Source organism: Shewanella piezotolerans WP3 (assembly GCF_000014885.1).
Classification (GTDB): Bacteria; Pseudomonadota; Gammaproteobacteria; order Enterobacterales; family Shewanellaceae; genus Shewanella; species Shewanella piezotolerans.
Map to the genome: position 1 here is coordinate 4,087,557 of NC_011566.1, position 26,971 is coordinate 4,114,527.

General features: G+C 43.8%; 20 protein-coding genes and 1 pseudogene. 11 read left to right on the forward strand and 10 right to left on the reverse strand.

Annotated features, from left to right (window positions below; genetic code table 11):
* Positions 1-18: 18 nt before the first annotated feature.
* The 4 genes from SWP_RS17270 (at position 19) to SWP_RS17285 (ending at position 4,576) form a co-directional block, all read left to right on the forward strand.
* On the forward strand, positions 19-1,194 hold the full coding sequence (locus SWP_RS17270) for a serine hydrolase domain-containing protein (RefSeq protein WP_020913892.1): 1,176 nt from the start codon (positions 19-21) through the stop codon (positions 1,192-1,194).
* Between the two features lie 85 nt (positions 1,195-1,279).
* Complete coding sequence (locus SWP_RS17275; protein ID WP_020913893.1) at positions 1,280-1,744, forward strand: YehS family protein; 465 nt, start codon at positions 1,280-1,282, stop codon at positions 1,742-1,744.
* 203 nt (positions 1,745-1,947) lie between these two features.
* Positions 1,948-3,636 carry an NAD-dependent malic enzyme gene (locus tag SWP_RS17280; protein WP_020913894.1) on the forward strand — a complete coding sequence of 563 codons (1,689 nt, stop codon included), beginning with the start codon at positions 1,948-1,950 and terminating at the stop codon, positions 3,634-3,636.
* A 244-nt stretch (positions 3,637-3,880) separates the two neighbouring features.
* Positions 3,881-4,576 carry a polymorphic toxin-type HINT domain-containing protein gene (locus SWP_RS17285; RefSeq protein WP_020913896.1) on the forward strand — a complete coding sequence of 232 codons (696 nt, stop codon included), beginning with the start codon at positions 3,881-3,883 and terminating at the stop codon, positions 4,574-4,576.
* 426 nt (positions 4,577-5,002) lie between these two features.
* Here the strand turns inward: SWP_RS17285 and SWP_RS17290 are convergent, their stop codons facing one another.
* Positions 5,003-5,440, reverse strand: coding sequence for a DUF3069 domain-containing protein (locus SWP_RS17290; protein ID WP_020913898.1), 438 nt, complete (start codon positions 5,438-5,440; stop codon positions 5,003-5,005).
* 228 nt (positions 5,441-5,668) lie between these two features.
* On the opposite strand from SWP_RS17290, the gene SWP_RS17295 reads away from it, so the two are divergent.
* A complete protein-coding gene (locus SWP_RS17295) occupies positions 5,669-7,594 on the forward strand; it encodes a tetratricopeptide repeat-containing diguanylate cyclase (RefSeq protein WP_020913899.1) in 1,926 nt (641 codons plus the stop codon).
* A gap of 86 nt (positions 7,595-7,680) precedes the next feature.
* Positions 7,681-8,865, forward strand: a complete 1,185-nt coding sequence (gene queG / locus SWP_RS17300; protein ID WP_020913900.1) for a tRNA epoxyqueuosine(34) reductase QueG — start codon at positions 7,681-7,683, stop codon at positions 8,863-8,865.
* A gap of 35 nt (positions 8,866-8,900) precedes the next feature.
* On the opposite strand, the gene SWP_RS17305 is transcribed toward queG, so the two are convergent.
* From SWP_RS17305 to SWP_RS17320, 4 genes are all read right to left on the reverse strand, one after another.
* A complete protein-coding gene (locus tag SWP_RS17305) occupies positions 8,901-9,110 on the reverse strand; it encodes a dodecin (RefSeq protein ID WP_020913901.1) in 210 nt (69 codons plus the stop codon).
* 172 nt (positions 9,111-9,282) lie between these two features.
* On the reverse strand, positions 9,283-9,807 hold the full coding sequence (locus SWP_RS17310) for a protein disulfide oxidoreductase (RefSeq protein ID WP_020913902.1): 525 nt from the start codon (positions 9,805-9,807) through the stop codon (positions 9,283-9,285).
* A complete protein-coding gene (locus SWP_RS17315; RefSeq protein ID WP_020913903.1) occupies positions 9,800-10,585 on the reverse strand; it encodes a DsbA family protein in 786 nt (261 codons plus the stop codon). Before SWP_RS17315 ends, SWP_RS17310 begins: the two co-directional genes overlap by 8 nt.
* Positions 10,586-10,717: 132 nt before the next feature.
* On the reverse strand, positions 10,718-12,793 hold the full coding sequence (locus SWP_RS17320; protein WP_020913904.1) for a protein-disulfide reductase DsbD family protein: 2,076 nt from the start codon (positions 12,791-12,793) through the stop codon (positions 10,718-10,720).
* Positions 12,794-13,955: 1,162 nt separating this feature from the next.
* On the opposite strand from SWP_RS17320, the pseudogene SWP_RS17325 reads away from it, so the two are divergent.
* Positions 13,956-14,237, forward strand: a pseudogene (locus SWP_RS17325) (GNAT family N-acetyltransferase); the annotation flags it as partial.
* Positions 14,238-14,307: 70 nt separating this feature from the next.
* Here the strand turns inward: SWP_RS17325 and prmC are convergent.
* Genes prmC through hemA form a run of 3 tightly spaced genes read right to left on the reverse strand, consistent with a single transcriptional unit; the run spans position 14,308 to position 17,540 of the window.
* A complete protein-coding gene (prmC, locus tag SWP_RS17330) occupies positions 14,308-15,150 on the reverse strand; it encodes a peptide chain release factor N(5)-glutamine methyltransferase (RefSeq protein WP_020913909.1) in 843 nt (280 codons plus the stop codon).
* 40 nt (positions 15,151-15,190) lie between these two features.
* The gene (gene prfA / locus SWP_RS17335; protein WP_020913910.1) at positions 15,191-16,276 is read right to left on the reverse strand and encodes a peptide chain release factor 1; all 1,086 of its coding nucleotides are present in this window, start codon (positions 16,274-16,276) and stop codon (positions 15,191-15,193) included.
* A gap of 13 nt (positions 16,277-16,289) precedes the next feature.
* Entirely contained in the window at positions 16,290-17,540 is a 1,251-nt protein-coding gene (gene hemA, locus SWP_RS17340; protein ID WP_020913911.1) for a glutamyl-tRNA reductase, read from the reverse strand.
* A 270-nt stretch (positions 17,541-17,810) separates the two neighbouring features.
* Here hemA and lolB point away from each other — a divergent pair, with 270 nt between their 5' ends.
* From lolB to SWP_RS17355, 3 genes are all read left to right on the forward strand, one after another.
* Positions 17,811-18,476, forward strand: coding sequence for a lipoprotein insertase outer membrane protein LolB (gene lolB, locus SWP_RS17345; protein WP_020913912.1), 666 nt, complete (start codon positions 17,811-17,813; stop codon positions 18,474-18,476).
* Positions 18,473-19,327 (forward strand): 4-(cytidine 5'-diphospho)-2-C-methyl-D-erythritol kinase, encoded by an 855-nt coding sequence (gene ispE, locus SWP_RS17350; RefSeq protein WP_020913913.1) that lies wholly within the window; start codon positions 18,473-18,475, stop codon positions 19,325-19,327. Before lolB ends, ispE begins: the two co-directional genes overlap by 4 nt.
* A 64-nt stretch (positions 19,328-19,391) precedes the next feature.
* Positions 19,392-20,339 (forward strand): ribose-phosphate pyrophosphokinase, encoded by a 948-nt coding sequence (locus SWP_RS17355; RefSeq protein ID WP_044556501.1) that lies wholly within the window; start codon positions 19,392-19,394, stop codon positions 20,337-20,339.
* 110 nt (positions 20,340-20,449) lie between these two features.
* On the opposite strand, the gene SWP_RS17360 is transcribed toward SWP_RS17355, so the two are convergent.
* Together SWP_RS17360 and SWP_RS17365 are read right to left on the reverse strand one after the other, a co-directional pair.
* Complete coding sequence (locus SWP_RS17360) at positions 20,450-21,808, reverse strand: winged helix-turn-helix domain-containing protein (RefSeq protein ID WP_020913916.1); 1,359 nt, start codon at positions 21,806-21,808, stop codon at positions 20,450-20,452.
* Between the two features lie 188 nt (positions 21,809-21,996).
* Positions 21,997-24,366, reverse strand: a complete 2,370-nt coding sequence (locus SWP_RS17365; RefSeq protein WP_143711211.1) for a multiheme c-type cytochrome — start codon at positions 24,364-24,366, stop codon at positions 21,997-21,999.
* 1,584 nt (positions 24,367-25,950) lie between these two features.
* Between SWP_RS17365 and SWP_RS17370 the strand changes: the two genes are divergently transcribed.
* Positions 25,951-26,289, forward strand: coding sequence for a hypothetical protein (locus SWP_RS17370; protein ID WP_044556502.1), 339 nt, complete (start codon positions 25,951-25,953; stop codon positions 26,287-26,289).
* Positions 26,290-26,971 lie beyond the last annotated feature (682 nt).

The following is a 26,971-nucleotide window of genomic DNA, read 5'->3' on the forward strand; positions in this document are numbered from 1 at the left end:
CGGAACGCCCTACTCCTAATGCAATTTCTAACCAAAACTCTACTTAGCATTTTAGTGCTCACGCTGTTGCTATGGGCAGCGAATAAAGCCAGTGCGAACCTCGTTGCTAACAGCGATATCGCCAGCCAACTTCCTACTATTATCAATCAAAGTGAGCGTCCTTTTAGCGGCGTGGTCATGATTAAGCAGGACAACCAGCCAGTGTTTGCTTATATCTCTGGCGAAAATATTAATAATAACTCAAGCTTTTTAATTGGTTCACTCTCAAAGCAAGTCACTGCGACGCTAGTGCTAAAAGCCGTCGATGACGGCCTCATTGAGTTAGATAACAGTGTTAGCCATTACTTATTAAAAGATGGCAATAGACCGCGCGCTTATGTGCCACCAAGCGTAACCGTATCGCAGTTACTCAGCCACACATCAGGTTTAGTCAAAATGGGGGAAGCACCACTTCATAAACCCGGTAGTCAATTTCAATATTCTAACTATGGCTATGCGCTATTAGGCGACATACTCGAAGTGGTTTACCAGCATCCGATTGATGAGCTAGTAAAACGACTCAATCAGCAAGGTCAACTCGCGGGGTTAAATGCCCAAGCAGGCAGCATCACTAGCATTGAATCTGCCCATGCTAATTTTATTCTAGGTCAAACTGAAACCTTAACCCATGATGCTCAAGGTAAGAGCCTGTCACTGTTTGAGCCCGTCGATATCAAGATTGATGAGCCTATGATTGCGTTTGGTGGCATGTTCGCATCTGCCGAAGCCTACAGCCGTTTTCAAGATTCACTTTACAAGGGCAAGTTAATTAGCGCCAAGAGCTTAGCACTAATGACCTCACAACAAGCCACTCGTGATCATAGATGGGGAGTATTGGAATACGGGTATGGCACGCAAATAAGCCGTGATGAACAATTAATTGAATACAGCCACAGTGGTTATCTACCAGGTTACGTCAGTCTCGCAGTCTATTACCCAAAATCAAAGGTCAGCATAGTGATCTTAGAAAATACCTCCTGGGATCTCAGTGACCGCAAGCGCACATTTGGGTTGCATGACGCCATACGTAACAGTATTCGCGCAAAACTGATAGCGCTCGAAGACCGCCCAGTCGCCAAATTATATCAAGCCGGTGTCAGCGCCGTTGAGAATGCAATGGCACCCGCTAATACGGTTTTAAAAGCAGCGGAGTAATTGCTATTCAACCAATAACTTCTGCTATAATACGCTCCGATGACTACGCAGCCGCGTGGTCAAATAGATTAAAGAAAGCACATATATGATTAACAACGATATTTTACGTAAAGTTCGCTACATTCTTGACTTAAGCAACGCAAAAATGATCCGCATTTTTGCCAAAGCTAAGCATGAAGTCACTCAAGAACAGATGATAGACATGTTGAAAAAAGAGTCAGAAGAGGGCTACCAGCCTTGTAATGACAAAACCATGTGTATGTTCCTTGATGGCTTCGTGATCTATAAGCGCGGACTCAAGCCTGGTGCTGAAGTGCCAGAGCCTCTATCACAGCTAACCAATAACCTTATTTTTAAGAAATTAAGAGTGGCTTTTGAGTTGCGTGAAGACGATATTCTTGAAGCGCTGACACTCGCCGAATTTAATATGTCTAAATCTGAGCTGGGTGCACTGTTCAGAAAGCCAGGACATAAGCATTACAAACCGTGCGGCGATCAGGTTTTACGAAACTTTTTGATGGGACTCTCCCTTAAGCACCGTCCTAAATAAGCAGTCGCCTATTTTGAATTTAAAGCACAGCAATTGCTGTGCTTTTTTGTGCCTGAACCTCACAGCGTTTAAAACAACCTAGCCATTAAAAAAATCACTTTATCGGCCTACAAAATACAATAATGATCACACTTTGTGTTAGTCTTCGGTGATTAGCATCACAGCTCACCATTACACTAACAAAAACAGAGAAAAGGTTTCTAATGGACGATAACAAACGCCCGCTCTATCTTCCTTTTGCCGGTCCTGCCATTCTTGAAGCACCGTTGATTAACAAAGGCAGTGCTTTTACCGACGAAGAACGTATTTTTTTCAACCTTGAAGGCTTGTTGCCCCATGTGATTGAAACGATCGAAGAGCAAGCTTCACGTGCTTATGACCAGTACAAGAATTTTACTAATGATCTAGATAAGCATATCTACCTTAGAAACATTCAAGATACCAACGAAACACTCTACTACCGTTTAGTGCAAAACCACATTACCGAGATGATGCCTATTATCTATACCCCAACTGTAGGTATGGCATGTGAGCGTTTTTCAAAGGATTATCGTCGAAACCGTGGCTTGTTCATCTCATACCCTAATAAAGACCGCATCGACGATATTCTTAATAACTCTACCCGACAAAAAGTAAAAATCATCGTGGTAACAGATGGTGAACGGATTCTAGGTCTTGGCGACCAAGGTATTGGTGGCATGGGGATCCCAATTGGTAAGCTTTCACTTTACACCAGTTGTGGCGGGATTAGCCCCGCTTACACACTGCCAATTACTCTCGACGTCGGTACCGATAATCCGCACTTACTAGAAGATCCAATGTACATGGGGTGGCGTAACCCGCGTATTGGTGGCGAAGAATACACTGAATTTGTAGAAGCCTTTATGCAGGCCGTTCATCGCCGCTGGCCTGATGCACTCATTCAGTTTGAAGATTTCGCCCAAAAGAATGCCATGCCATTACTAGAGCGATACAAAGACCAATATTGCTGCTTTAATGACGATATTCAAGGCACTGCCGCAGTCACTGTCGGCTCTCTTCTGGCCGCATGTAAGGCTGCAGGCACACAACTTTGTCAGCAACGCATCACCTTTTTGGGTGCGGGCTCTGCGGGTTGCGGTATTGCTGAAGCTATCGTGGCGCAGATGGTGTCGGAAGGAATAGCAGAATCCCAAGCGCGCAAACAAGTGTTTATGGTTGACCGTTGGGGCATGCTGCAATCAAATATGCCAAACCTACTGCCTTTCCAGCAGAAGTTAGCTCAAGATTGTGATGACATAACAAATTGGGATAACTTCAGCGAAAATATCTCCCTACTGGATGTAGTCAATAATGCTAAACCAACAATATTGATCGGCGTATCTGGCGCTCCAGGGCTATTTAGTGAAGAGATAATTAAAGCGATGCACAGCCACTGTGAACGCCCTATTGTATTCCCACTATCAAACCCAACAAGCCGCGTCGAAGCGACACCAAAAGATATTTTACACTGGACCAAGGGCCAAGCTCTTGTTGCTACAGGTAGCCCATTTGAGCCAGTTGTGGTCGATGACATTACCTATGAGATCGCCCAGTGTAACAACAGTTATATTTTCCCAGGCATCGGTCTTGGTGTCTTAGCTGCAGGAGCTGAGCGCGTCAGTGACGCGATGTTGATGGCTTCAAGTCGCGCGTTAGCAGAATGCTCACCATTATCAATTAATGGAGAGGGCTCGCTACTGCCACAGCTTGAGGACATTCATAAAGTCAGCAAGCATATCGCTTTTGCCGTTGCTAAAGTCGCTATCGAAGAGGGTCACGCTTTACCAACCAGTGATGAACTATTAAGCCAGGCCATAGAAGACAACTTCTGGACCGCAGAATATCGTCGCTATAAGCGAACCTCATTCTAAGACTTAGCTCAAAGCTAAAAATACAATAAAGCAGCCTTATTAGGCTGCTTTTTGCTTATAGGCTATTTGGGTTTGTTGAACTTGCGAGCTTAATTTGACTTCGAATTCAAAGGTTTTAGGGTAAGGCTTGAGCAACGTTCTTTTTCCCCACCCCAACAGACGTTATAATCCGCAAACGTGCACTGTTATTCACACCGTATAACCAACCTAAATTGAGAAAAAGATTAGGAAACCGACTCTAGATATGATTGAGATTGAATATTCAATTGGTGAGATAACCACCTTAATGTTTGTAAACGCCGAGCACACATTTTTTCTCAGTACACAAAGCTGGACAAAAGCCAAAGAACTCAAAGTAGGTTCTACGATATTGGCAAAAAATGGCGCCATTGCTGAAATTACCAATATCAAGGTTGTAGAAGGGCAATACCAATGCCACGACTTAATGGTCAGCCACAATCATCACTATTTCATATCTGAACAAAGTCAGTCACTTGGCGCTGTATATACCGGCACATTACCCAGTAATGAACTTGAACGGGTGGCATTTCTATTAGCCGATAAGCCTTCACATTTTGCAGATGGTCAACCCACGGGTAACCATAGTGGTCCCTGGGTAGCAGCGAGATATATAGGGGCAAACTCTAGCGAAGATGTCATAGCATGGGGGCGAGCAAATGACTTGATGTGCGCCGAAGATGCGGCAATTAGCAATCTACGCTTAAAACTAGGCAGTCAAAAAAAATTGCACCAAGGTAATGTCGAGATCTCCCACGCATACATAAGGAAGTACACTAAGAAAGGCCGCGTCGTAAACAAGATGAGTCCCTGTCTGCATTGCCGAGATAACTATGGCAGCGCACTAAATGACGGCTCTTTAGGCGCCAGCGATATCACTAAAAGTCATCGAGACCGCCTGCCCTCCTCAAAATCCGATTAACACGCTTTATCAGTTTCGCGAGTATTAAAAAGGCTATACTCGCGCATAACCTTTTGTCTTGTAGACTATCACAGCTAATACCAATCAGTATAAAGATTTGATCACTCAGCGAGAGTTTAGCGACTTTGAGGTAAGGTCATTAAATGCTCCTGCATTAATGACATTCACCACATCCATGTGGTTAGCAATGAATGAAGAGCATAGTTAAACTAGGTTCAAATTCATTAACGCAGCATCAAAGCCGCTAAAACTCGCCTTTAGGAGTGTTTTTGGCTTGCTACTTCTGCGTTGAATAAACTCATAAGGGAATAACCATTATGTCATTACTCACTTTGAATTAGCCGGCCTTGAATTAGCGAGCCAAAAACGCTCTGAGTAGATCAACTTCTTATACTGATTGGTATAACACCCTATTAAAGTAGGTGTTTATTTGCCTTCAATAACCGCTTTAATGCTATTAAGCATAGAGCGATCGGTTCGTGACTTTTTAAGTTTACGAACGCTTTCTTTTAACGATGCATCAGACAGACGAGTGAAAATCCCGTTATACTCTTTTTCAGCAATCTCATCATCGGTCTCAGCCATTTCGGCAATATCTTGCGCCACTCGACTTAACTGAAACCAAGCATTGGCGATATAGAATCCATGGAAATCTTCTTTTGGTAATAATGCTCTAGCACTAGCGGGCAGTGCATCCCAACCACTATTGAATTTAAGATCGGTATCTTCAATCAGCTCATTACAAAGGTTTGCATAAGCCTCTAGTAAATTTTCTGGGATCTGATCCATCGGCATAACCGTATTACAAACATTTAATGCCACCAGCTCAGCACGTGCCCTATATTCTGCGTTTATCTCAGTCATTTTCAATCTCTATTACAATTTCTAATATGGCCTACAGTGTGTATTCAATCTATATGCCATTGCTACATCTGCAAGCTGCTTGTTATACAGATCCTCCCGAATAAAAGCAAAAGGAGTATTTAGCAGAATGAAATGCTGTAACCCGTATAATAAATACTCAGTTTAACTGGCGCTTGTTGGGATACAATATCCTTATCAATTCATATACTTCGACGTACTATGAGTAAAATGGCCATAATAAAAAAACTAAGCCTAGCTCTGTGCTTATCTTGCTTACAGCTCTTTAGTAGTATTAGTGCAGCGGCCTCCACTAGCACTGAAAACCACGCCGAACAAAGCCGTACAGCAGCTCAACAACGGATCGATACGCTGTTTGTCTATATAGACAGCGATGAAATTGAAGATTTCACTGAATTTGAAGCTGCAATGGCAGAGGTAGAATCACTGCTGCAAGCTGACGATACAGCTCGTCAAGCCCGTTACATTCGCTTTCAATGCCGCTTATTTGATAGCGAAATCGAAGGGGAGACTGAAAAAGCGATTGCCTTTGCCAGCAATGCGCTCAAAAATCCAATGATGCTGCAATATCATCAGGACAGGCTTGATTTAAAGCTATGCCACACCTGGTTTATACAAGAGTCTGGTGACGTAGAACGCGCGATAAAAGGCTACAGCGAGGTGATAGAAGAGGCAACACTGCGTCAAGAGTTACTACAAATTGCCGATGCTAGTTCGCACCGTGGTGCCCTACTCCACTACCAAGGTCACTTCACTCAAAGCTTAGAAGATCTCATTACCGCTCACGCTCTTTTCCAGAGATTAAACCGTCCAATAGAAGCTGAAGACCTTCTTGTAGGTATTGCCACCATCTTCCGTAAAATCGGTGATTATGAAAATGCGCTTAAATACTATCTGCAAATAGAAGTAAGGCATGCTAAAGATCAAGAGCTAGATTATCACAATTATGTGCAAGTAATGATAGGCATCGTAGAAGAGAAACTAGGTAATCTAGAGGCAGCCTTAAGCCGCTTTACAGCGGCCTACCAATATTGGGACTCCCAAGAAAAAATAGAAGTAAAAGCCGAAGTTGCCGTTAATCTAGCCAGCGTGTTCATTGAGATGGGAAACATACCGCAAGCGATGGTTTATCTTGATGAAGCCGAAGCGGTGGTCAAAGCTGATAATTTTGCAATCTATAGCTTTATGAAACTCTTTCGGGCGAAGGCATTACTACTAAGCAACCAACTTGATGAAGCACATTTGAATATCGATGCCGCGCGCATCTCATTCGACTCAGTAAGCAATCTACGTGGCACTGAGCAGTTACTAGAGTTAGAGAGTAAGCTATTTTCTAAGGAACAGGATTATCAGCGTGCTTTTGCATCGCTTAGCCAATATGTCGATATTAATAAACAGCTAAATGAGCAGCGAACTTCAAGCAAAACCATCGCCATGCGAACTCAGTTTAACTCACAGCAAGTAGAGCAAGAAAACAAACACCTTGTTGAAAATCAGAAATTAAAACAACAGGAAGTTGAGATCCTAGAGATAAATAAGTTACAGCAGCTGATCATCATCCTCATGGGCAGCATCATTTTAGTGATCTTAGCGGTATTAACCTTCAAACAATCCCAAAAAAATAGAATGCTGTCCATTTTGGCCATGACGGACCATCTAACCCAGCTACCTAATCGACGTCAGATCTATCTAAAAGCACAAGCGTTTTTCAACCATGCACGTAACCATAACAGCGAGCTTTCTGTTATCAGCTTTGATGCCGACCACTTTAAACGCATCAATGACACCTTTGGTCATGAAACTGGCGATGTCGCCCTGCAAACCTTAGCAATCTCAGCACAAGAGCTGATGAGAAAGCCGCAAATAGTTGGACGAACAGGCGGCGAAGAATTTTTGATTTTACTGCCGGACACCAATCTAACTGCAGCAATGCGCATCGCAACTCAACTAATAAATAATGTAAAAGATGCAGACTACCGTGCACTACCAACAGGCTTTACCCTGACGATTAGCGCAGGCGTTGCAACATTACAGGCATCAGACCTACAGTTAGCAACACTCATCAATCGCGCAGATGATGCCCTTTACAGCGCAAAAAATGCTGGTCGCAATCAAGCAGTTTGTCAAAAGTGCTAATGCCTATTCGTTAATAGGGAGCAGAGGATTTCAGCGTAGGAGAATTGCTGCTATTATTAGCGGTCACTCTTAAGCGTTTTTTACCTATGCCAAATTCTGATTGCGAACTGAACCCCATAATCCAAATATCCCCAGAAACACTGCGTAGACTGGCAGAGCAGGTAAAGGTCTGGGGCCAAGAACTGGGCTTTGCACAAATCGGTATTTGCGATACTGATCTCACCGAGGAGGAGCCTAAACTACAGCAGTGGTTAGACAACGACTATCACGGCGAGATGAGTTACATGGCCAACCACGGCATGATGCGCGCAAGACCTCATGAGTTACACCCTGGCACACGACGAGTCATCAGTGCCAGGATGGACTACCTGCCACCCAATGCCGGTTTTGCTACCAATTTAAAAGACCCTAATTTAGCTTATATCTCGCGTTATGCTGGTGGTCGTGATTACCACAAAATGATCCGTAACCGCCTGAAAAAACTCGGTGACAAAATAGAAGTAGAGCTTAAAACACTAGGATTTAGCCAGCCAAACTCACGCCCTTTTGTCGATTCAGCGCCGATCCTTGAGCGCCCTCTTGCTGATAAAGCAGGCTTAGGCTGGACTGGTAAACACAGCTTACTGCTGAATAGCGATGCTGGCAGTTGGTTTTTTCTGGGAGAACTATTTATAGACCTTCCACTTCCTGTCGACGTGCCTGTTAAAGCAGACTGTAATACCTGTGTTGCCTGTATTAAGTCTTGCCCTACCAATGCCATTGTAGAGCCTTATATCGTTGATGGGCGTCGCTGTATCTCCTACCTCACCATTGAGCTTCAAGGTGCTATTCCTACTGAGTTTCGCCAAGCAATTGGCAATCGTATATATGGCTGTGATGACTGCCAGCTAGTCTGCCCAGTTAATAGCCAGGCACCTATCACCAATGAGCAAGATTTTCATACCCGCGGACCATTACAACAACCAGAACTATTAACTTTGTTTGCTTGGAGTGAGGCTGAGTTTCTGAAACTCACCGAAGGTAGCGCTATTCGCCGTATTGGCCATAAGCGCTGGCTGCGTAACATTGCTATAGCACTTGGTAATGCCCCAACAAACGCATCAATAATTGCGGCACTAGAATCGAGAAAGCTATCTGATGAAGTGGACGAAATGGTAATTGAGCATATCGACTGGGCACTCGAGCAGCAGCGTAGCAAACACGCTGAACTCAGCCGTAAAACACAACGAGTGATCCGTACAGTGGAAAAAGGGTTAGCACGTGATGCGTAACCCCTATATCAGTTAAAGCAGCGAAGCGAATACTATTATTTAGGGTTAAGTGTAAATCCTACTTTCACAGTCACTTGCCAATGAGCAATCATTCCCTCTTCTAAATGGCCTCGAGTTTCGGTTACCTGAAACCACCTTAAATGCTGTAGCGATTCATTGGCGGCTGCTATTGCGTTTTTGATCGCTTCATCAGAGCTAATAGGCGACGAACCCGTAAGCTCAATAATCTTGTAGGTATGACTCATAACAAGCTCCAACAGGGTAAAACAGAATGATGCTTACCAGTATAGAACACCTGTCAAAGAGAGTAGGCTTTTGCTACCTCAGATAAAGTAGCCTTGAATTTAACCCTGCAACTAAGATGAAAAGGTAACCCATGAGGTTACCTTTTAACGAGCATATGTGCGGCTAATCCACTTAGGCTAGCAACATCCGCCACCACATACCCGGCAAGCTGGTAAAACCGCTGGTATAAAACTGCAGCTCACCGTCTTTAATCACCATCAATGTCGGTGTCACGTTGACGGACCAATCATGAGCCAATCGCCCTCTGTGATCATTAATTACCGGAAAGTCATATTGCTTGTGCTTCAAGTACTGACTAAGCTTTTCATCTTCGCCCGAGTTCATCGCAACTGTAACCACTGAGTATTGGCTTGCCATAATATCAACCGATGGACTTACAAAGCTGCACACCAGGCACCATGTTCCCCAGAAATAAACCAATACAGGTTCTTGATAACTCATCGCTAAAACATCAACGCCATTGCCGTTGAGCGTCATAGCTTGTAAGTCAGGTAGATTATCAGTTGGGATATCCTTACTACGCCACAGGTCGATAGCGGCCGAGAATAATGTAAACAACAGCAACATAATGGCTAGTTGTTTTACCCCGTTTAACACTCTGGCTAACATGGGCTTTGAAGGTGCTTTCTTATCCATCCTTTTGCTCCTCAAGCGCACTCTCAACTGCTTTTTTAAGCGTTTCAAAAGGTACTAAACCAGGGATAACTTGCTCGCCAATAATCATACTCGGAGTACCGCGAAAGCCAAGCTGGCGCATAAGTTGTAGATTATTATCCACAATACTATCGACTCTACTGTCTTTCTGGTTTAACCAATCTTGTGTTTTGGTTAACTTAGCCACTTTAGCAATGGTGGCAGAGTCGAGTCGTCGCGGAGCCGCCATCAAAGTATCTTTAAGTGCTTGGTACTTTTCCGGCTCATTCAACCAAACAGTTTGAGCCAAATCTACAGCGTCTTCAGCCCCTTTTCCTTGTAACGGTACCATTTTTATTATGATTTTTAACTGTGGAAACGCAGCCATTAACTGCTCCAACTCAGGCTCTAACTTCTTACAGTAAGGACAGTTAAAGTCAGTAAAGTAAACCATGGTTAGCTCTGGGTTTTCGGCACCTTTCCAAGGATCAGTTTTGGAATTGAACAGAGATTGCTGATGCTGTTTAATAAGCGATTTTACACTTGCTTGCTGTGAACCTTGTTCACGTATTTGCATCGCAATAACAGCTTCTTTAAGTAAATCTGGATCATTGACCAACATCTCTTTGACTATCGCTCTTACCTCTTGTTGCTGCGCAGTATTAAGGCTTGTATTAGCCGCATTGACCGTTGTACTACTTATCGCTTGAATCGTAATAAATGTTGCAATTATGGCAAATGTCACGCCAATAATGGCTTTAATTTTTATGGTAAAATTCATCTATATAGTCTCTTCAAAACTCTGCTACGGATTATCTTCAAAGCGCCTGGTGGCGATTATCAATAGCAGTTATCAATAAATGGGGAACTCGCTAGCGTTGACGCTAGCGAATGAGATATTTCAGCAAGTCGATTACAATTGAGCTGAAGCTTGATTGATCGCATCGATCACTTGCTTTGCTGTAAGGATTACCGGCAACTCGATTCCATCAGGCGCATTGGGTCCATAAACCACATTAAACGGCACACCATAGCGATTATGACTTTGCAAATAGTTAGTTATTGGTGCAGATGGCTTAGTCCAGTCACCAATGACAAGCTCCATATCAGCTTGCTTTAAACGGCTGTAGACTGGATCTTGCAAAATCACACCTACTTTGTTGGCTTTACAGGTGATACACCAATCTGCCGTGACATCCACAAACACAGTTTGCCCTTTGGCAACTTGTGCCTGAATGTCACTTTGTTGAAGTGGTGTCCAACTTAAATCAGTAGGTAGCGGACGCGCCCAATTATCTGATGTTGCAAACGCTGTTATTGCACTAATGAGAATCGCCATGCTAACACTGGCAATGACCGCTGCCGCGCCATGTAGCCTTGCCATCAACACGATAAATAACAGCAGTAATATCGCTGCAACACCCCAAAGAATACCTGCAGAGATGAAGTTGGCTAACAAGCTAATTAACCAAAGGCTGGTGAGTAACAGTAAGCCTGCAAAAATAACTTTAACCACACTCATCCAACGGCCAGGTTTTGGAAAGTAATTTGCCACTTGAGGAGCAGCCGCCACCAATAACCAAGGCAATGCCATTCCTACAGCTAATGCGGTGAAAATAACAAACAGGCTCACCACGTCAGCCCCTAAGGCAAAGGCGACTGCTGTTCCTAAAAACGGCGCACTACAGGGCGTAGCTAATAGTGTGGCAAACATGCCTTGCAAGAAGTGGCCGCGGTTATCATTGCCACCACTTGTGGCAAGCTTAGTTTGCAAGCTAGACGGCAGGTTGATCTCAAATGCGCCTAGCATATTGATGGCAAATACAGAGGTAACCAGCGCCATAAAGCCAATAAACCATGGGTTTTGGAACTGCACGCCCCAACCTATCGCCTGGCCAGTCATTTTTAAAGTTAGGATAAAGCCCGCTAATAGCCAAAATGACACCAGAATTCCTAGCGCTGATGCTAAAAATTGCTGCCTAATTTGGGTTTTATTAAGATCCGGCGCCGCCACTACAGCACTTAACTTCATCCCCAATACTGGTAAAACACATGGCATCACGTTTAGGATTAAACCACCAAGCAACGCTATCAGCATCATTGTCCATAATGGAGAGCTGTGGTTGACAATCTCCGCGGCCGTCACAACCGCAGTATATTCAATAGCATTTTCCGCTTCGATTAGCGTTATATTTAAACTTTTACCAATAACATCAGCTTCACCTAACCAGCTACTGCCGTCGAAAACGGCTTTCAGCTGCTTGCTCCCTTGCTCATCCTCAGTTGTCTCTATATGTTTAAGCTTAAAACTGACATCGGGTTCACCATCAATAATCACTTGTGGATATTGCCATTCGCCCTCTTTCAATATCACTTGAAGTTGTTGTTTTGAATTGTCCCAGCCAAGATTGATATCGGCCGATGTTTTACGTTGTGGTACGCTAACTTTGGCCTTGTTATAGGCAAACATGGCCCCAGGATCGGCAGTTATTGTTTTAAGGTCAACATCTAGGTTGATGTCATAATCAGTTAGCACACAGATATTGGTACAACTCGATAAAGTAAGTAGCCCTTTAAGCTCAAACGGCTGATTAATATCTTTAACCTTTACCTGCATGGGGAAGACTACATCATGCTTATAACCAAAGGTCTGCAAGCCTAGTAACGAAAAAGCCTCAGGTGCAGGCCAATCCCAGCTGACATCGGCAAGATTACCTGAAGTATCCCATTTGATACTGGGAGCTATCCCTCCTTCTCCCGGACTGCGCCAATAGGTTTTCCAATCATCATCTAATTTTACCTCTAGCACAGCGGGCAAAGTATTGCTTACAGGATCGAGTTCACCCGTCAACATAAATCTAACTTGAACTGGCGGGTGATTTGGGTTTTCAATCCAATCGGTTGATTGTGCCAAAACAGAGCTGGATAATAAGCTCAGCACCAGCAAAAAATATTTAATAGTTTTCAATTTTATCTCCGTAACAGACATAATCTCAGCTATCTAATTAATAAATAAGCGAATAGTAAAACTGAGTCGTTATGTTGTCAGCGTATTTTCATAATGGCTGCAAACTGCAGCAATACATTGATTAAACAGGTAGAACAACGCACATCAGGTCAATCTAGCGCTAAAGTTAGTGACTGTATACGTTGACCTATACCCGTTCTACTTGAATATGCTCGTTTCAGAGGCTATGGACAGTTCAATTCTAGGCGCATTAACGTAGAAATGGTTATTCCTTTTAAGTTAATGCAACAACGAAGTGGGCTGGCACAAAACCTTCTGCGATGGGGTTTGATGGGCTTTACTCTGTGTTATTGATCTTACTAAAGGAACGACCATTAATGGCAATCAATGCCTTGATTAAAGCCCATTAAATTCCCACTGAACCCTGCATCTTCAGGTAGAACGGGGATTGTCCTTACTCTTGAAATCGGCAAAAACAGAGATGTATTCGCCTGGGCTTAGGCAAAGTGGGGATATCGAAAATCCGAGGTAATTGACGGAAAATAATCGGTAATAGCGGAATGAAAAATAGCAATAACAAAACAAGGTTTAAATTGGGCTCATCCATGCAAACTCGCAATGATTTTTCAGACAGTTCACACGTCTCTAGCGTTAACTCCTCCATTGACGAGCTTTGGCTTTGTAAACTCAACTGTGGCGTTTCTTCTCCAACAAGCTGATTTATGCTGCGTAATATTCCGCTGTTTTGCATCAAACACAAAATGACCAACACAGTAAAAACCATGACGATCGAATTTCTAGCCATTGCTACTTTACAAAAAAAACGGATAACGCACTCCCGATGTATCAATGATTACCAATGCCTTGCAGTTATTAAAAGATAAGACCGACTATTCGCGGATTTAGTTCATCACTAGATGAAAATATATTAGAGCACAGAGCAACAATGACGAGTAACGCTTTTTATAAACACTTATCAGCTAACACACAGCGAAAATATACCGATTTAAAGTTCAACATCCTCACTTAAAGCCCCTGGAGCCGTATACCGATGAGCCAGTTTGTTACCGATAACAGCAAAGAGTTTGCCCTATCCGTCGAAGATAAAATTGCAGAGTCTATACCAATCAGTATAAGAAGTTGATCTACTCAGAGTGTATTTGGCAAGCTAATGCAAGGTGACAACGGTGAACTGTTGGCAGTTTTTTCAGGACGCACTTTTGGCAACTGGTTAATGATTGATTACCTGTGGGTATCGGAGGGTCTACGAGGGCAAAATATCGGCCACCAACTATTAGCAGAAGCTGAACGGCTAGCACTTGCGAAAAGCTGCAAATTTGCCATTCTAGATACGTTAAACTTTCAAGCTAAGCCCTTCTATGAAGCGAGGGGTTATCAAGTGCAGTGGACACAAGCAGCGTACCCAAAGACGGGTTGTAAATATTTTATGGTTAAAACCTTATAACCCAATTGTTGTGGCGAAGAGATATCAAAAAGGCACTATAAAGTGCCTTTTTATCAGAAGTATTAACGCTCTATCTTGGCCAACGACCTATGGTGCAACGGTCATTACTGCCAAAGTCTCTAACAGTCGCGACATTCTCAAAGCCTAGTTCAATCAACTTTTCTCTCAGTTCAATCGCTTGTTGGTAGCCATGCTCCAGTAACAAGTAACCGCCAGGGGCTAAATAATCACGGGCACAATTGGCGATATGAAACAGATCGGCAAAGCCTTTTAACGGAGCAGTTAGGGCACTTTGCGGCTCAAATCGCACATCGCCTTGTGATAGGTGCTCATCTTCTTCGTCGATATATGGCGGGTTAGACACAATCAAGTTAAAGTCGTAACATTCGACCGCATCGAACCAATCACTTTGAAACACGTCAACATGTTCAAGTTTTAGGTTAACTCGATTCTCAATCGCTAGCGCAACCGCCTCTTCAACCTTATCGATGGCGCACACTTGCCATTCATTACGCTCGTGCGCTAATGACAGCGCGATCGCGCCAGTGCCAGTGCCCAAGTCCAATACCCGCGCATTCTCAGCTAAAGGAAGATTGAGCGCCGTTTCGACTAAGATTTCGGTGTCAGGCCTTGGGATCAAAGTGGTTGGGTTGACTCTAAATGGCAGTGACCAAAACTCTCGCTCACCAACAATATGCGCGATGGGGTTTCCCCGGAGGCGCTTGGCCAGCATCTGTTTAAACTCAGAGACTTGCGCCGAATCTAAGTCTCTTTCAGGCCAAGTATAGAGGTAACTGCGTGGCTTATTAATAATATGCAGCAGCATCACTTCAGCATCCAGCATAGCCGAATCTGAAATAGTCTCTAATTGAGAAGAGGCCCACTTTAGGGCCCCTGATATAGTCAATTGCAAGGAATGTCCTTATTCATCGAATAACGATAGAACTGAGCCGTTAACCTTCGCCAAGAGCTGCAAGCATATCAGCTTGGGTTTCTTGGATTAGAGGTTCAATCACCACATCGATATCACCTTCCATAAATTCGCCTAAGCGGTATAAGGTAAGGTTTATGCGATGCTCGCTCACTCGACCTTGTGGGAAGTTATAAGTACGAATACGTTCTGAACGGTCACCACTACTGACTAAGTTACGACGAGTACTATCTTCTTCACTACGGCGCTTTTCATCTTCAACCGCTTGAATTCGAGCAGAAAGAACACTCATCGCTTGAGCACGGTTTTTGTGCTGCGAGCGTTGGTCTTGGCACTCAACAACAATCCCAGTTGGAATGTGAGTAATACGAATCGCAGAATCAGTTTTGTTGACGTGCTGTCCGCCCGCACCTGATGCTCGGAAAGTATCAACTTTTAAGTCTGCTTTATTGATCTCAATCGCTTCAGCTTCAGGGATTTCTGGTAAAACGATCACTGTACAAGCTGAAGTATGTACTCGGCCTTGAGATTCTGTTTCTGGAACACGTTGCACACGATGCCCACCAGATTCAAATTTCAGTTTACCGTATACGCCTTCACCACTGATTTTAGCAATCACTTCTTTAAAGCCGCCATGTTCACCTTCGTTGGTGTTCATGACTTCAATTTGCCAACGGTTGCTTTCAGCATACTTGCTGTACATACGGAACAAATCGCCAGCAAAAATAGCCGCTTCATCACCACCCGCACCAGCGCGAATTTCGATAAAACAGTTATTATCATCATTAGGATCTTTTGGAAGTAGCAGAATTTGTAGCTCAGATTCTAACGTTTCTATCGTCTCTTTGGCCGCTTTATACTCTTCTTGAGCCATCTCTTTCAGCTCGGCATCATCCTCTTCCATCATCTCTTTAGCAGACTCAAGGTCTTCTTCTGCTTGCTGAAAAGATTTAAAAGCTTTAACAACATCCTCTAGTTGAGAATATTCTTTAGACAAGGCGCGAAAACGCTCTTGATCGGCAATAATGCCTGCATCACTTAGTAGCGCCAATACTTCTTCATTACGTTCAAGCAAGCCTTCAAGCTTGCGAATTACACTGTCCTTCATTAAAACGCTAACCTTAGTCTTTATCTAGTCCGAGCATCGTCCTTAATTGTCCAAGTGAATTGAGATCACCTTGGCGACTCGCAGCAGTAAGCGCTTGGGTCGGTGCATGGATCAATTTATTGGTCAGCTTATTAGCAAGTTCAAGTAACACTTGCTCGCTATTACCACCTTGGGCCAACTTGTTGACCGCTCGCTCTACCAATTCATCTTTTATCGCCATACTTTGAGTACGATATTCACGGATACTGTCAACCGACTCTAATGAGCGGATCCACTCCATAAACTGATAAGATTGATCGTCTGCAATTAATTCTGCTTGCTCGGCAGCCTCTCTTCGAGAAGCCATATTCTGTTCAATGATGCTTTGCAGGTCATCGACGGTGTATAGAAACGCATCATCCAGATCCGCTACTTCGGCCTCAATATCTCGAGGAACTGCTATATCTACCAACAACATAGGTTGATGACGACGCTGCTTAAGCGCTTTTTCTACCATGCCTTTACCAAGGATCGGTAATGGGCTAGCCGTAGAGGATATCACGATATCGGCCTTAGGGAGAAAGTCTGGGATCTGTTCGAGTGTAATTGCAGTTGCACCGAACTCGTCACACATGGCTTCAGCACGTGAAATTGTTCGGTTTGCCACCACCATTGTTTTAACGCCATTATCTTTTAAATGACGTGCCACTAACTCTATGGTCTCACCTGCGCCTACAAGTAATACCTGCGTGGTGCTCAGCGATGAAAAGATATGCTTAGCCATACTCACAGCAGCAAAGGCAACCGATACAGCAGCAGCCCCGATCTCAGTCTCGGTTCGAATCTTTTTAGCCACTGAAAAAGTGTTCTGAAATAAGCGATCCATTGTGGTTGCAACAGTGCCCGCTTCTTTAGCTTTTACAAAAGACTGTTTAACTTGACCTAAGATTTGAGGCTCGCCCAAGATCAACGAGTCCAGTCCAGCAGAAACGCGCATTAAATGTTTAACCGCTTCCTGATCCTTAAATTGATACAGACAGGGCTCTACATCGGCATGAGAAAGTTGATGATAATCTTCTAACCATTGGACAACGTCAGCCTCTTCACCGTTGTTACAGTAAAGCTCTGTGCGATTACAGGTAGAGATAATGACGGCTTCGCCCGACTGAGTGTGCGTTGCAAGACTCTTCATAGCATCATGAATTCTGTCTGGTGCGAAAGCGACTTTCTCACGTAGGTCGACCGTGGCCGTTTTATGATTTATTCCGATTGCTACAAGGCTCATTTGACTCGTTCTGGACTCTTGGGCATCTTATTTATTGGTGCCATTCTACTGAATTGGCTTTGTTAAAAACAGAATACGCTTAACAAAACCGAATAATAATCTCTGTTCTTACCCATTTTTCCAATTAGCGTCACCTTTTTAACTATTTTTAAATAGCTATGACAGCAATTGACGACAATAAACATTGTGCAAATGGTTATTTTTTGCATTAGGGCATTGGTAAATTTACCAACCCCTCGTATCATAAGGGCTCTTTTATATCAGTAATAGATGAATAATTTGAGCAGCTTCACAAAAAACACTTATGCATGGGTGATATTGAGCTTTATTTTCATTAGCGGTTGCTCAACTACCATACCAGACAACTTAGTTCCCGTCTCTGTCGAGCAGGCCGAACAAGCGCAAGCTTGGGAAATGCAAGGCAAACTTGCGGTGCGTACCGCTGACGATAAATTTAGTACGAATCTGTATTGGTTGCACACACAAACTTCCGATGAGTTAACACTAACCACAATGTTAGGTACTACGGTACTGAGTTTATCCAGTACTGCCGGTGATACATTATTAGAACTCGATGGTAAGACCTATACCGATACCAATGCCCAACGCCTACTCGCGCGTATTACCGGTTGGACGATTCCTATCGATGCCTTACCGCTTTGGATCACAGGACAACTCAGCGAGGGGGATAAAGTGATGAGCCAAGATTCACTCAATCGTCCTATCAAGCTCATCAATTTAAATCAACGTCCTGCTTGGGAAGTCAGCTTTAAGAGTTGGCAAACCCAAAGTGGCGCTGAGTTACCGCGATTGCTAGAGATAAATCGTGATGATATTCGACTTAAAATTCAGGTCAGTAAGTGGCAAGCTCTTCTTCCTGAAAAACAAATAGTGACCAATCAACCAAATTCCACTGCCAATGAGTCTTCTTTATGACAGCAGCACTTTCATTAGGTTGGCCTGCACCAGCCAAACTCAACCTTTTCCTGCATATCAATGGTCGCCGCGAAGATGGTTATCACGAACTGCAAACACTGTTTCAATTTATCGAGCATTGTGACTTTCTCGACTTTAAGGTTACTGAGAACACAAATTTGAAACTGCATTCAAATATGTCTACTGTTGTCGCCGATAACGATAACTTAATTCTGCGAGCCGCAAAATCGTTGCAAGAGTATAGCCAATGCCAACAAGGCGCTGAAATTTGGTTAGATAAACGCTTGCCCATGGGAGGCGGTTTAGGTGGAGGTTCATCCGATGCGGCAACCACTTTAGTCGCACTAAATTCGCTTTGGGGGCTGAATATCCCCATAGATGAACTTGCCAAAATAGGACTAAAGCTTGGCGCTGATGTCCCTGTTTTTATTAATGGTTTCTCAGCTTTTGCTGAAGGTGTTGGTGAGCAATTACAGCCCGTTTACCCTCCTCAGCCTTGGTACCTTGTAGTGGTGCCAGATGTGCATGTATCAACAGCCGAAATTTTCCAAGATCCAGCATTGCCTCGCAATACTCCCAAGCATTCATTAACTTCCTTAATGGAAAGCCCATGGAAAAATGATTGCCAAGAACTGGTCGCAAAACACTCTCCCCAAGTTGCCAAAGCCTTAGCGTGGCTGCTAGAATATGCGCCGTCCAGAATGACCGGAACCGGAGCATGTGTTTTCGGTCAATTCGAACAGGAGCAACAAGCTAAAGACGCCTTGGCAAAACTGCCTACGTCGATGAATGGCTTTGTTGCCAAAGGGGCAAATAAATCGCCATTAATGCTGAGATTAGCTCAGTGTTAACTATATCTGGGATACCTTTTAAGTCCCAGCCACTATCATGAAGCATACGCCTGAGGTTCATACAGTGCCTGACATTAAACTTTTTGCCGGTAACGCAACACCTAGTCTCGCTAAGAAGATAGCCGATCGTCTATTTTGTAAACTTGGAGACGCAGAAGTAGGCGTTTTCAGTGACGGCGAAATCAGTGTCCAGATAAATGAAAATGTACGTGGTGCGGATGTATTCATCATTCAATCTACTTGTGCGCCGACTAACGACAACCTAATGGAACTTATCGTTATGGTTGACGCACTTCGTCGTGCTTCTGCTGGTCGTATTACGGCAGTTATCCCTTACTTCGGTTATGCTCGCCAAGACCGTCGTGTTCGCAGTGCTCGTGTACCAATTACCGCAAAAGTCGTTGCAGATTTCCTTTCAAGCGTTGGTGTTGACCGCGTATTGACATGTGATTTACACGCAGAACAAATCCAAGGTTTCTTTGACGTTCCTGTTGATAACGTATTCGGTAGCCCTGTGTTACTTGAAGATATGTTAGCAAAGAATTTAGAGAACCCAGTGGTTGTCTCTCCAGATATCGGTGGCGTAGTACGTGCTCGTGCGGTCGCTAAGCTTCTTGACGATTCTGACTTAGCAATTATCGACAAACGTCGTCCACAAGCAAACGTTGCCCAAGTAATGCATATTATTGGTGATGTTCAGGGCCGTGACTGCATCATTGTTGATGACATGATTGATACTGGCGGAACGCTTTGTAAAGCGGCTGAAGCATTAAAAGAGCACGGTGCAAACCGCGTATTTGCTTATGCAACTCACCCAGTATTCTCAGGTAATGCAGCGAAAAATATCGCTGAGTCTGTCATCGATGAAGTGATTGTTACTGATACGATCCCATTAAGCCCTGAAATTGCAGCGCTTGAAAAAGTTTCTCAGCTAACCATGTCTACGGTTATGGCTGAAGCTATTCGTCGCGTAAGCAACGAAGAGTCAATCTCAGCGATGTTTAAGCACTAATAACTTCGCTTAGGCTTAATGCTGAAATAAGAAACGCACTCCATTGAGTGCGTTTTTTTATCCCTAACATTTATTGCTAAGCAGATATTCCCTCACCGAGCACACTGACATTATAGCGACACTTGCTCTCTATGCGCCCAGACCATTGTCTCTCCCCAGAGGGGAAGCATCCATACACCGCTATCATCATCTTGGTAAACCTGTCTGATCACCATCTGCTCATTCTGCAAAACGTTCTTGCGGATCTCTCTATAAATCGTTGCCGATTCCTTTGAAACTTGCTGAGGGCTGGTAAAGCTGCGCTCATCAACGTCGACTAGAAATGTTTTGACGACTTTGCCATCAATAAGAGACTGCTTCAGTTTAAAGTCACCGCTAAATTGATACCTTATCGAGATCTCTCTGAGCATATCATCGGTTATACAAGCTGCAGCCACCAGCTTACCGCGGTTATCTGAATCAAATATCATTGATAATCTAACATCGGCTCTGACAACATTTTTTGTATCTGAGTAGTAATAAACATCCGCCCGATAAACATCTTCAACCACGCCGCTATTCTCTGTTTCAAACTTGTCGAGCAAAATCTTGTTATAGGTAACTTGCTCCATCCTCAGTTTAGTATCAGCCAACCACTGAATGTCTAGCGGGGTCACTGGCGCATCAGCAGTCCTCACTAAGTTAAGTGGCTGCCTATCACTGCAAGTGCTGCCAAAGTCATTACACAGTGCTATTGACTCATACTGACCATTGTCATAAGTAAATAACTGTTTTTCACTGGAAGCAGCTAGGACGTCTTCATAATTGAACCAGTTCGCAATCAGCTCATCAGCGCTCGTCGCTTGCTGAGAGGTGTCGGTTGATTGTGAATCTAAGAAGACCTTACTGACTAGAGAAGAAGTATGATTAAACTCAAAATTTTGAGTTGTGATGGCTGCGATCTGTGGCTTGGCGAGAAGCGCAATATAATTAACAGCCTTTTTCAGCCCACCAGAAAAATGCAGCGTGATGATAATGCCAGCCAAAACGACCAGCGTAGACCATACTATGCGGCTTGCTAGATTGATATTAAGACGCTTACTCTTAAATGCAACATGCCCCTCTTCAGTCTGTGGTTGAACAGCGGTTGATACCGTTTCCGCCTTAGTTTCATCAGTAGCAATATCGTGTTCATCAACGATACACAAACTATAGCCATAACGTGGAATATTCTTCAGCTCGATGTCAGTTTGTGCCACCAGCTTTTTTCTCAAACTGCTCATGCACTGGGTTAAAGATGAGGGTGCGACAACACGCCCAGGCCAACCCGCAGTATTCAATTGCTCTTTGCTTACAACGTCACCTACATGGCTGACTAAGCATTTTAAAACTTCTAATTCAGCAAGAGAAAGAGCATGCCGTTCTGTCGTGCGCAAATCGACTAAGTCTCTTGCATCTAAATCTATAATTAAAAATTCGGTAATTTTCACAAGCTAACCCCTACTTCCTACCATCCCTGTAGCTTCCCCTAGGTTATTCTAAGTCTTTGACGCTCTTTTTAATCTGACCCGATTAAAGGTTTTAGAAAAAGAGTTGAGACTTTGTTAATAATTGTGACCCTGTTAAAAAAAGACCCTAGCAAAATGCTAGGGCCAAAATAATTGCAGGGGGATAAACTTTATTTGAGGTTATGAGATTCCTTTAGGTTGTTAAGATCATGACAAACTGCACATGACTCTTCGCCTGTGTATTGGCCCATCTCTACGCCAAACTGAGCGCCATTTTGCTTCATATGGCTAACCACATCTTTACGAACCTGACGGCGATCTTCACCCTCTTCAGCAGCTCGTTTTCCGTGACAGCTCAAACATACAGCAGCAGTTGGCGATACAAATGCATCTGCAACAGCATCGACGGCATAACGTTTGTTACCGCTAGTGTCTTTGCCATTTGCAGGGTCAAGACCGTCATAGGTATCCATGTAATCAAGATCAAGCGCTAATGGCTTACGACCAACGAGGTACTTAGCATCAAAGCTGTCTTCAACATGACATTTAGCACAGTTAGCCAAATCAGCAGAGTACTCAACATTACGCTTCCAACCTTCACCACTTTGGTTAGCACGGTTGTTGGCATGCATAGCATGGATCCAGACTTTTTGATCTGGATGGCTCATCGTCAACTGCTCAATGTAATCCTCATCACCTTGTTTGGTTTGTGAATTACGAATGACCTGAGTTGGCATATTGTTGGCATTATGACAAGCAACACACTCTTCACCAGCATTTGATGCAGTCGTCCAGTCTCGCTCTGCACGAGGCATCAGATCCTTCATCATAACCATTGGGTCTAAAGAACCGTCACCATCAGAGTCGACCGAGCCAGAAGCACAGGTTGTACCGAAATAGGTGCTATCGTTTTTAACCACAGAGTGACAGCTACGACAGTTAAGCGTCATCTGTACAAAGCCGTCTTCAGAGGTAGTGGTACCATGGCAATCACCACAAAGCGCATTTGTCACAATCTGACGACGTGGACGCTCTTCTAGCATGCCTTCTTTATTGAAAAAGTGTTGCCAGTTATAACCTGCAGCACCATTGCTCCAATCGGTTTTGCCATCACAGTCTTGGATTGTTTCGCCATCTTTGTCGATACAGAACCAGATCCGCGGTGTCACCATGCCATAGCTGTCGTTCAAGTCACCATCGAAATCGTCTTCAAGATCGAATGGACCGATTTCAAAGGTCGTCTTACCATTTTCATAGTTAAGTACGATTGGCTCATCTACGTAGCCTGGGAAGTTTTCTTTGTTGGTGTGAACGCGTAAAACTTTACCGCGATCCATGCCCATATCTTGGCCACCCCAGTTGATATAGAACTCCGCGTAGTACATGTACTTCACCAGATCTAACTGCTCATTGCGGGTGTTACCATTTTTGTCCAAAATATCGACGGTCAACTGTACATAACCAGTCTTATCAGTATCTAGATTGGCATCGATATTGGCTTTTGCTTCTGGCGCATCAACCATTTTTGCTTCGGTAACGGTCAAGTGCAGATTTTCACGGCGCTCATTCTGACCTTTATAGGTCGACAAATGCACCATTTCAAGCGTATCTGACGTGTGACAATTGGCACATTGTGCATTGTCTTGATATGGCCAGTGACCAATACCCTCTTTAAAGTTTACGTCTGTATGACAAGTAATACAGGTTTCTTGCGTAGGAACGTTCTTCCAGTTTGCAAAATCAGTTGCTTGCTCGTTCTCTGCATGACAATTATCACAACCACCAACTGGTGCAGGGATCACTCCGATATGAACTTCATGAGCCAGCATTGGGAACACTTTGCTGATATCACTCACTTTATTGTCTGCGTGACAAGCAACACAAGTTTCTACTTCTGTATATTTGCCACCATGAATAGTAAAGTCATCATGACAACTTACACAGTTCTGGTTATTGACCACATTCTTGCTGTAGAGCGGCTCTAGACCTTGTCCTCTAAAGTCATAATGCATATTCTCGTAGCTAAGCTCTGTTGCCCCAACAGCTTCGCCACCCGTTCTCATTACCAATCTTAATGTCTTTTCATCGGTGATGGCGAAAGCGCTCTCAGTTGTAACATCTTTCTCAAAGCTATAAGTATATGTACCATCTTGGTTATCAACCAAATTGCCACACTTAGAGTACTTACTTGCTGGACATGCTTCAGAGCTCAATAGCTTCCAGTTACTCGCATCACCATCAGTGCCTTGCTCAAGGCCTGACAGTATAAAACCAAACTTCTCTAAGCCAACAACCGGTAAGTCTTTTTCATTAGTTACGGTAAAAGTAACATCGGATGTTGCGCCAACAGCAATAGTGTCAACAGCAACAGTCAAGGCCTTGGCATCGGTAGCAACCGGGATCCCAGGAGTGCCTGGCGTTCCAGGTGTACCCGGAGCACCATCTTTACCATTTGTGCCATCATCTCCAGAACAACCCGCTAAGGCCAACCCGATGAGGGTTGCTAGTGTTGCAACTTTCATATCGAATATTTTCATCATCAATTCCACTCACTTATATTCCGCCCTCTTTATTGGGGCAAGTGAAATTTATCTGCTTAGCGAGTGATTTAGTGTGATGACTTCGATTGCAATTCTGACAATATTACCTCTTGAGAGGTATGCCACATAACTTTCGAATTAGGTAAACAACTGGCATTAAAAAAGCACTAAAAATGTAACCAGGAAGCAACACAACCGTTAATAACTGCAAATATCATGTGATTGTTAGCACATTTTAAGCTGACAATAGTTAACAAAACTCTGATTTGTTACCAAACACTAGGATTTCATCCAAGAATGGGACTCGGCAGCAAATCACTTTGCTTCCCTTTCGAGTGCTAAAATCGTTTTTGCATAAAGAGATGGTATAGATATGTCAGCATTTTACTGGCACATGGCAGGGCCAAAACGAGTTACTGCAAATAGTCTAAAGGGCTGTATTGTGGTTTGCGGAATAGGGTAATTGAATGCAATTCAACTGCCTTGAGCTTTCGCAGGTCGCCGTGAATATATCCCTATAGGCTCTACTAAATCATCCTTGATTTAGAAGCTTGCACAGCCCAATTCTGATGAATTGCTAGCAAGGTTATTTTAACCGTTAACTCGTTTTTGGACAAAAGTTTGTTTGTGCTTGAGCACTTCGACATCTATAAGCCAAACCAATCAAACTTCGTTTGATATAAGATCGTGGCGCTTCGCCCATTCTTGCAACAAAGAGTCGAGCCAAGGGGCAAAGCGCTTGCGCCCGCTCTTGATTTCACATTAGTCACCCCCCTCAGCGCCCCAAACGAAGTTGTCTTCCTCATACTTATTCGAAATAGCCTAACGCTTCCGATGGGACATCCTGTCCCGCGAAAGCTATGCCCACGTCCGTGTGGGCATTACGGCTATTTCTTCAACGTAATTCGGCAACTCCGATGGGGAGTGGGTGTATTAGGTGAGTCTGTAATGGCTGTTAGTCGCTAGGTATTTGCCCAACGGGCAAGCTCATTAATGGACTGGAATGCCTTAGCACAAAGAGTTTAAAGGTCAGTATAAGGGTTCAGAAAATATATGGTAATTCAGCTGTATTGAGCTTTTGCAAGTCGCCGTGAATATATCCCTATAGGCTCTGCTAAATCATCCATGATTTAGAAGCTTGCACAGCCTAAATCAGATGAATAACGAGTAAGCCCACTTTAGTCGCTAACTTATTATTGGACAAAAGCTTGCTAGAAACCCAAACTCTACAGCCTAATGATTACTCCAACTATCAAGTGTAGATACGGCCGTGACCGTCCATGACATGGACGTCATGGCTGAGCCTCCATGGATGGACTTGCTGCGTGTCACGGCAGTATCTGCACATGCCCCGCTGGAGGCGATTTATAGCTATGAAACTACAGCTTCAAACATTCTTCTTGGTAACACTACCAAAAAAATGTAATCAGTCTTCATTCGAAGGCTAACTCACTTTTGGGCAAAAACGTGTTTCAAGTTGGCCTAGTGAATGCCTGGAAATGGCACAGTATGGCAACTAAATCTCTACTACGTTATCCCCCTGATAGTGATAGAATCTCCGCATCAAAATTTCCGAGAAACTCTATGTTTATCCATAATGTTAACGGCATCGACTGGCTGGTGATTACAGCTTTTGAAGAACTGAAAACTATATTTGTCGAAGAAGCTGGTGCGATCCCCTTTTGCTTCTCTACTGCCAGCGAATTGAACCTGATTGATCAAGCCAAGCGCACTTATGGATATTTACCTACACTCAGCGGCGTAATCACCGATACTGGCACCTTCCAAAGTCAGGATAACGAAGAAGATTTGAACCCACAGCTTGCCTGCCTAGTTGAGGGGCGTGGCCGGGTGTTTATATATTGCGGTGGTTTTGTGGCTTTTGTGGATGACGAGCAAACCTTTATTACCCGAATGGACTGAGAATTATTCAGTAAGTTAAAATCGGCGTATTGGCATCCCTAGCCGTTCATCTGCAAGCGTTTCGTTTATTAACTGGGTACTAATTGAATGGAGCCGGATCCTAGCTTCAATAAGAAAAGCAATGCTGCAGTTAATTGGAGAGCTGTATCTCGAGCAAGGAATGGGGCATTTCCGCGTTAAGCATCAAACCGCAAGAGAATATATTGAAACTCCAGTTAACCAGTGTAGCTACGGCTGAAGCTGTCGAAAAAATATGGCCAATTCTGTTCCATACATAATTTGGCATTCCCTGCGTCCATGGAGGTCTGATGTTTTCGTTGAGCTTACACGGACGTATTGTGTAAGCACATCCCCCGCGTGAGGTGATTAATAGCCATGAAATCACAAATTCAAACAGGCTATGGTAACACCAATAAAAATATCATCAGTCTTCATTCGAAGGTCAACGCACTTTAGTGCACTTCCAAGTTAAAAACTAAGCCTTTCAGTCCAATGAGTTCACCAATAAGCAAGTGTAGCTACGCCTGAAGCCGTCGAAAACATGGCCAATTCAGTTCCATACATAATTTGGCATTCCCTCCGTCCATGGGGTCTGATGTTTTCGTTGAGCCTCAAGGGATGTACTTGAGGCCTACTTCAGCACGTGTCTGCACATAAGCACCCAGCTGCGAATTTTAACTAC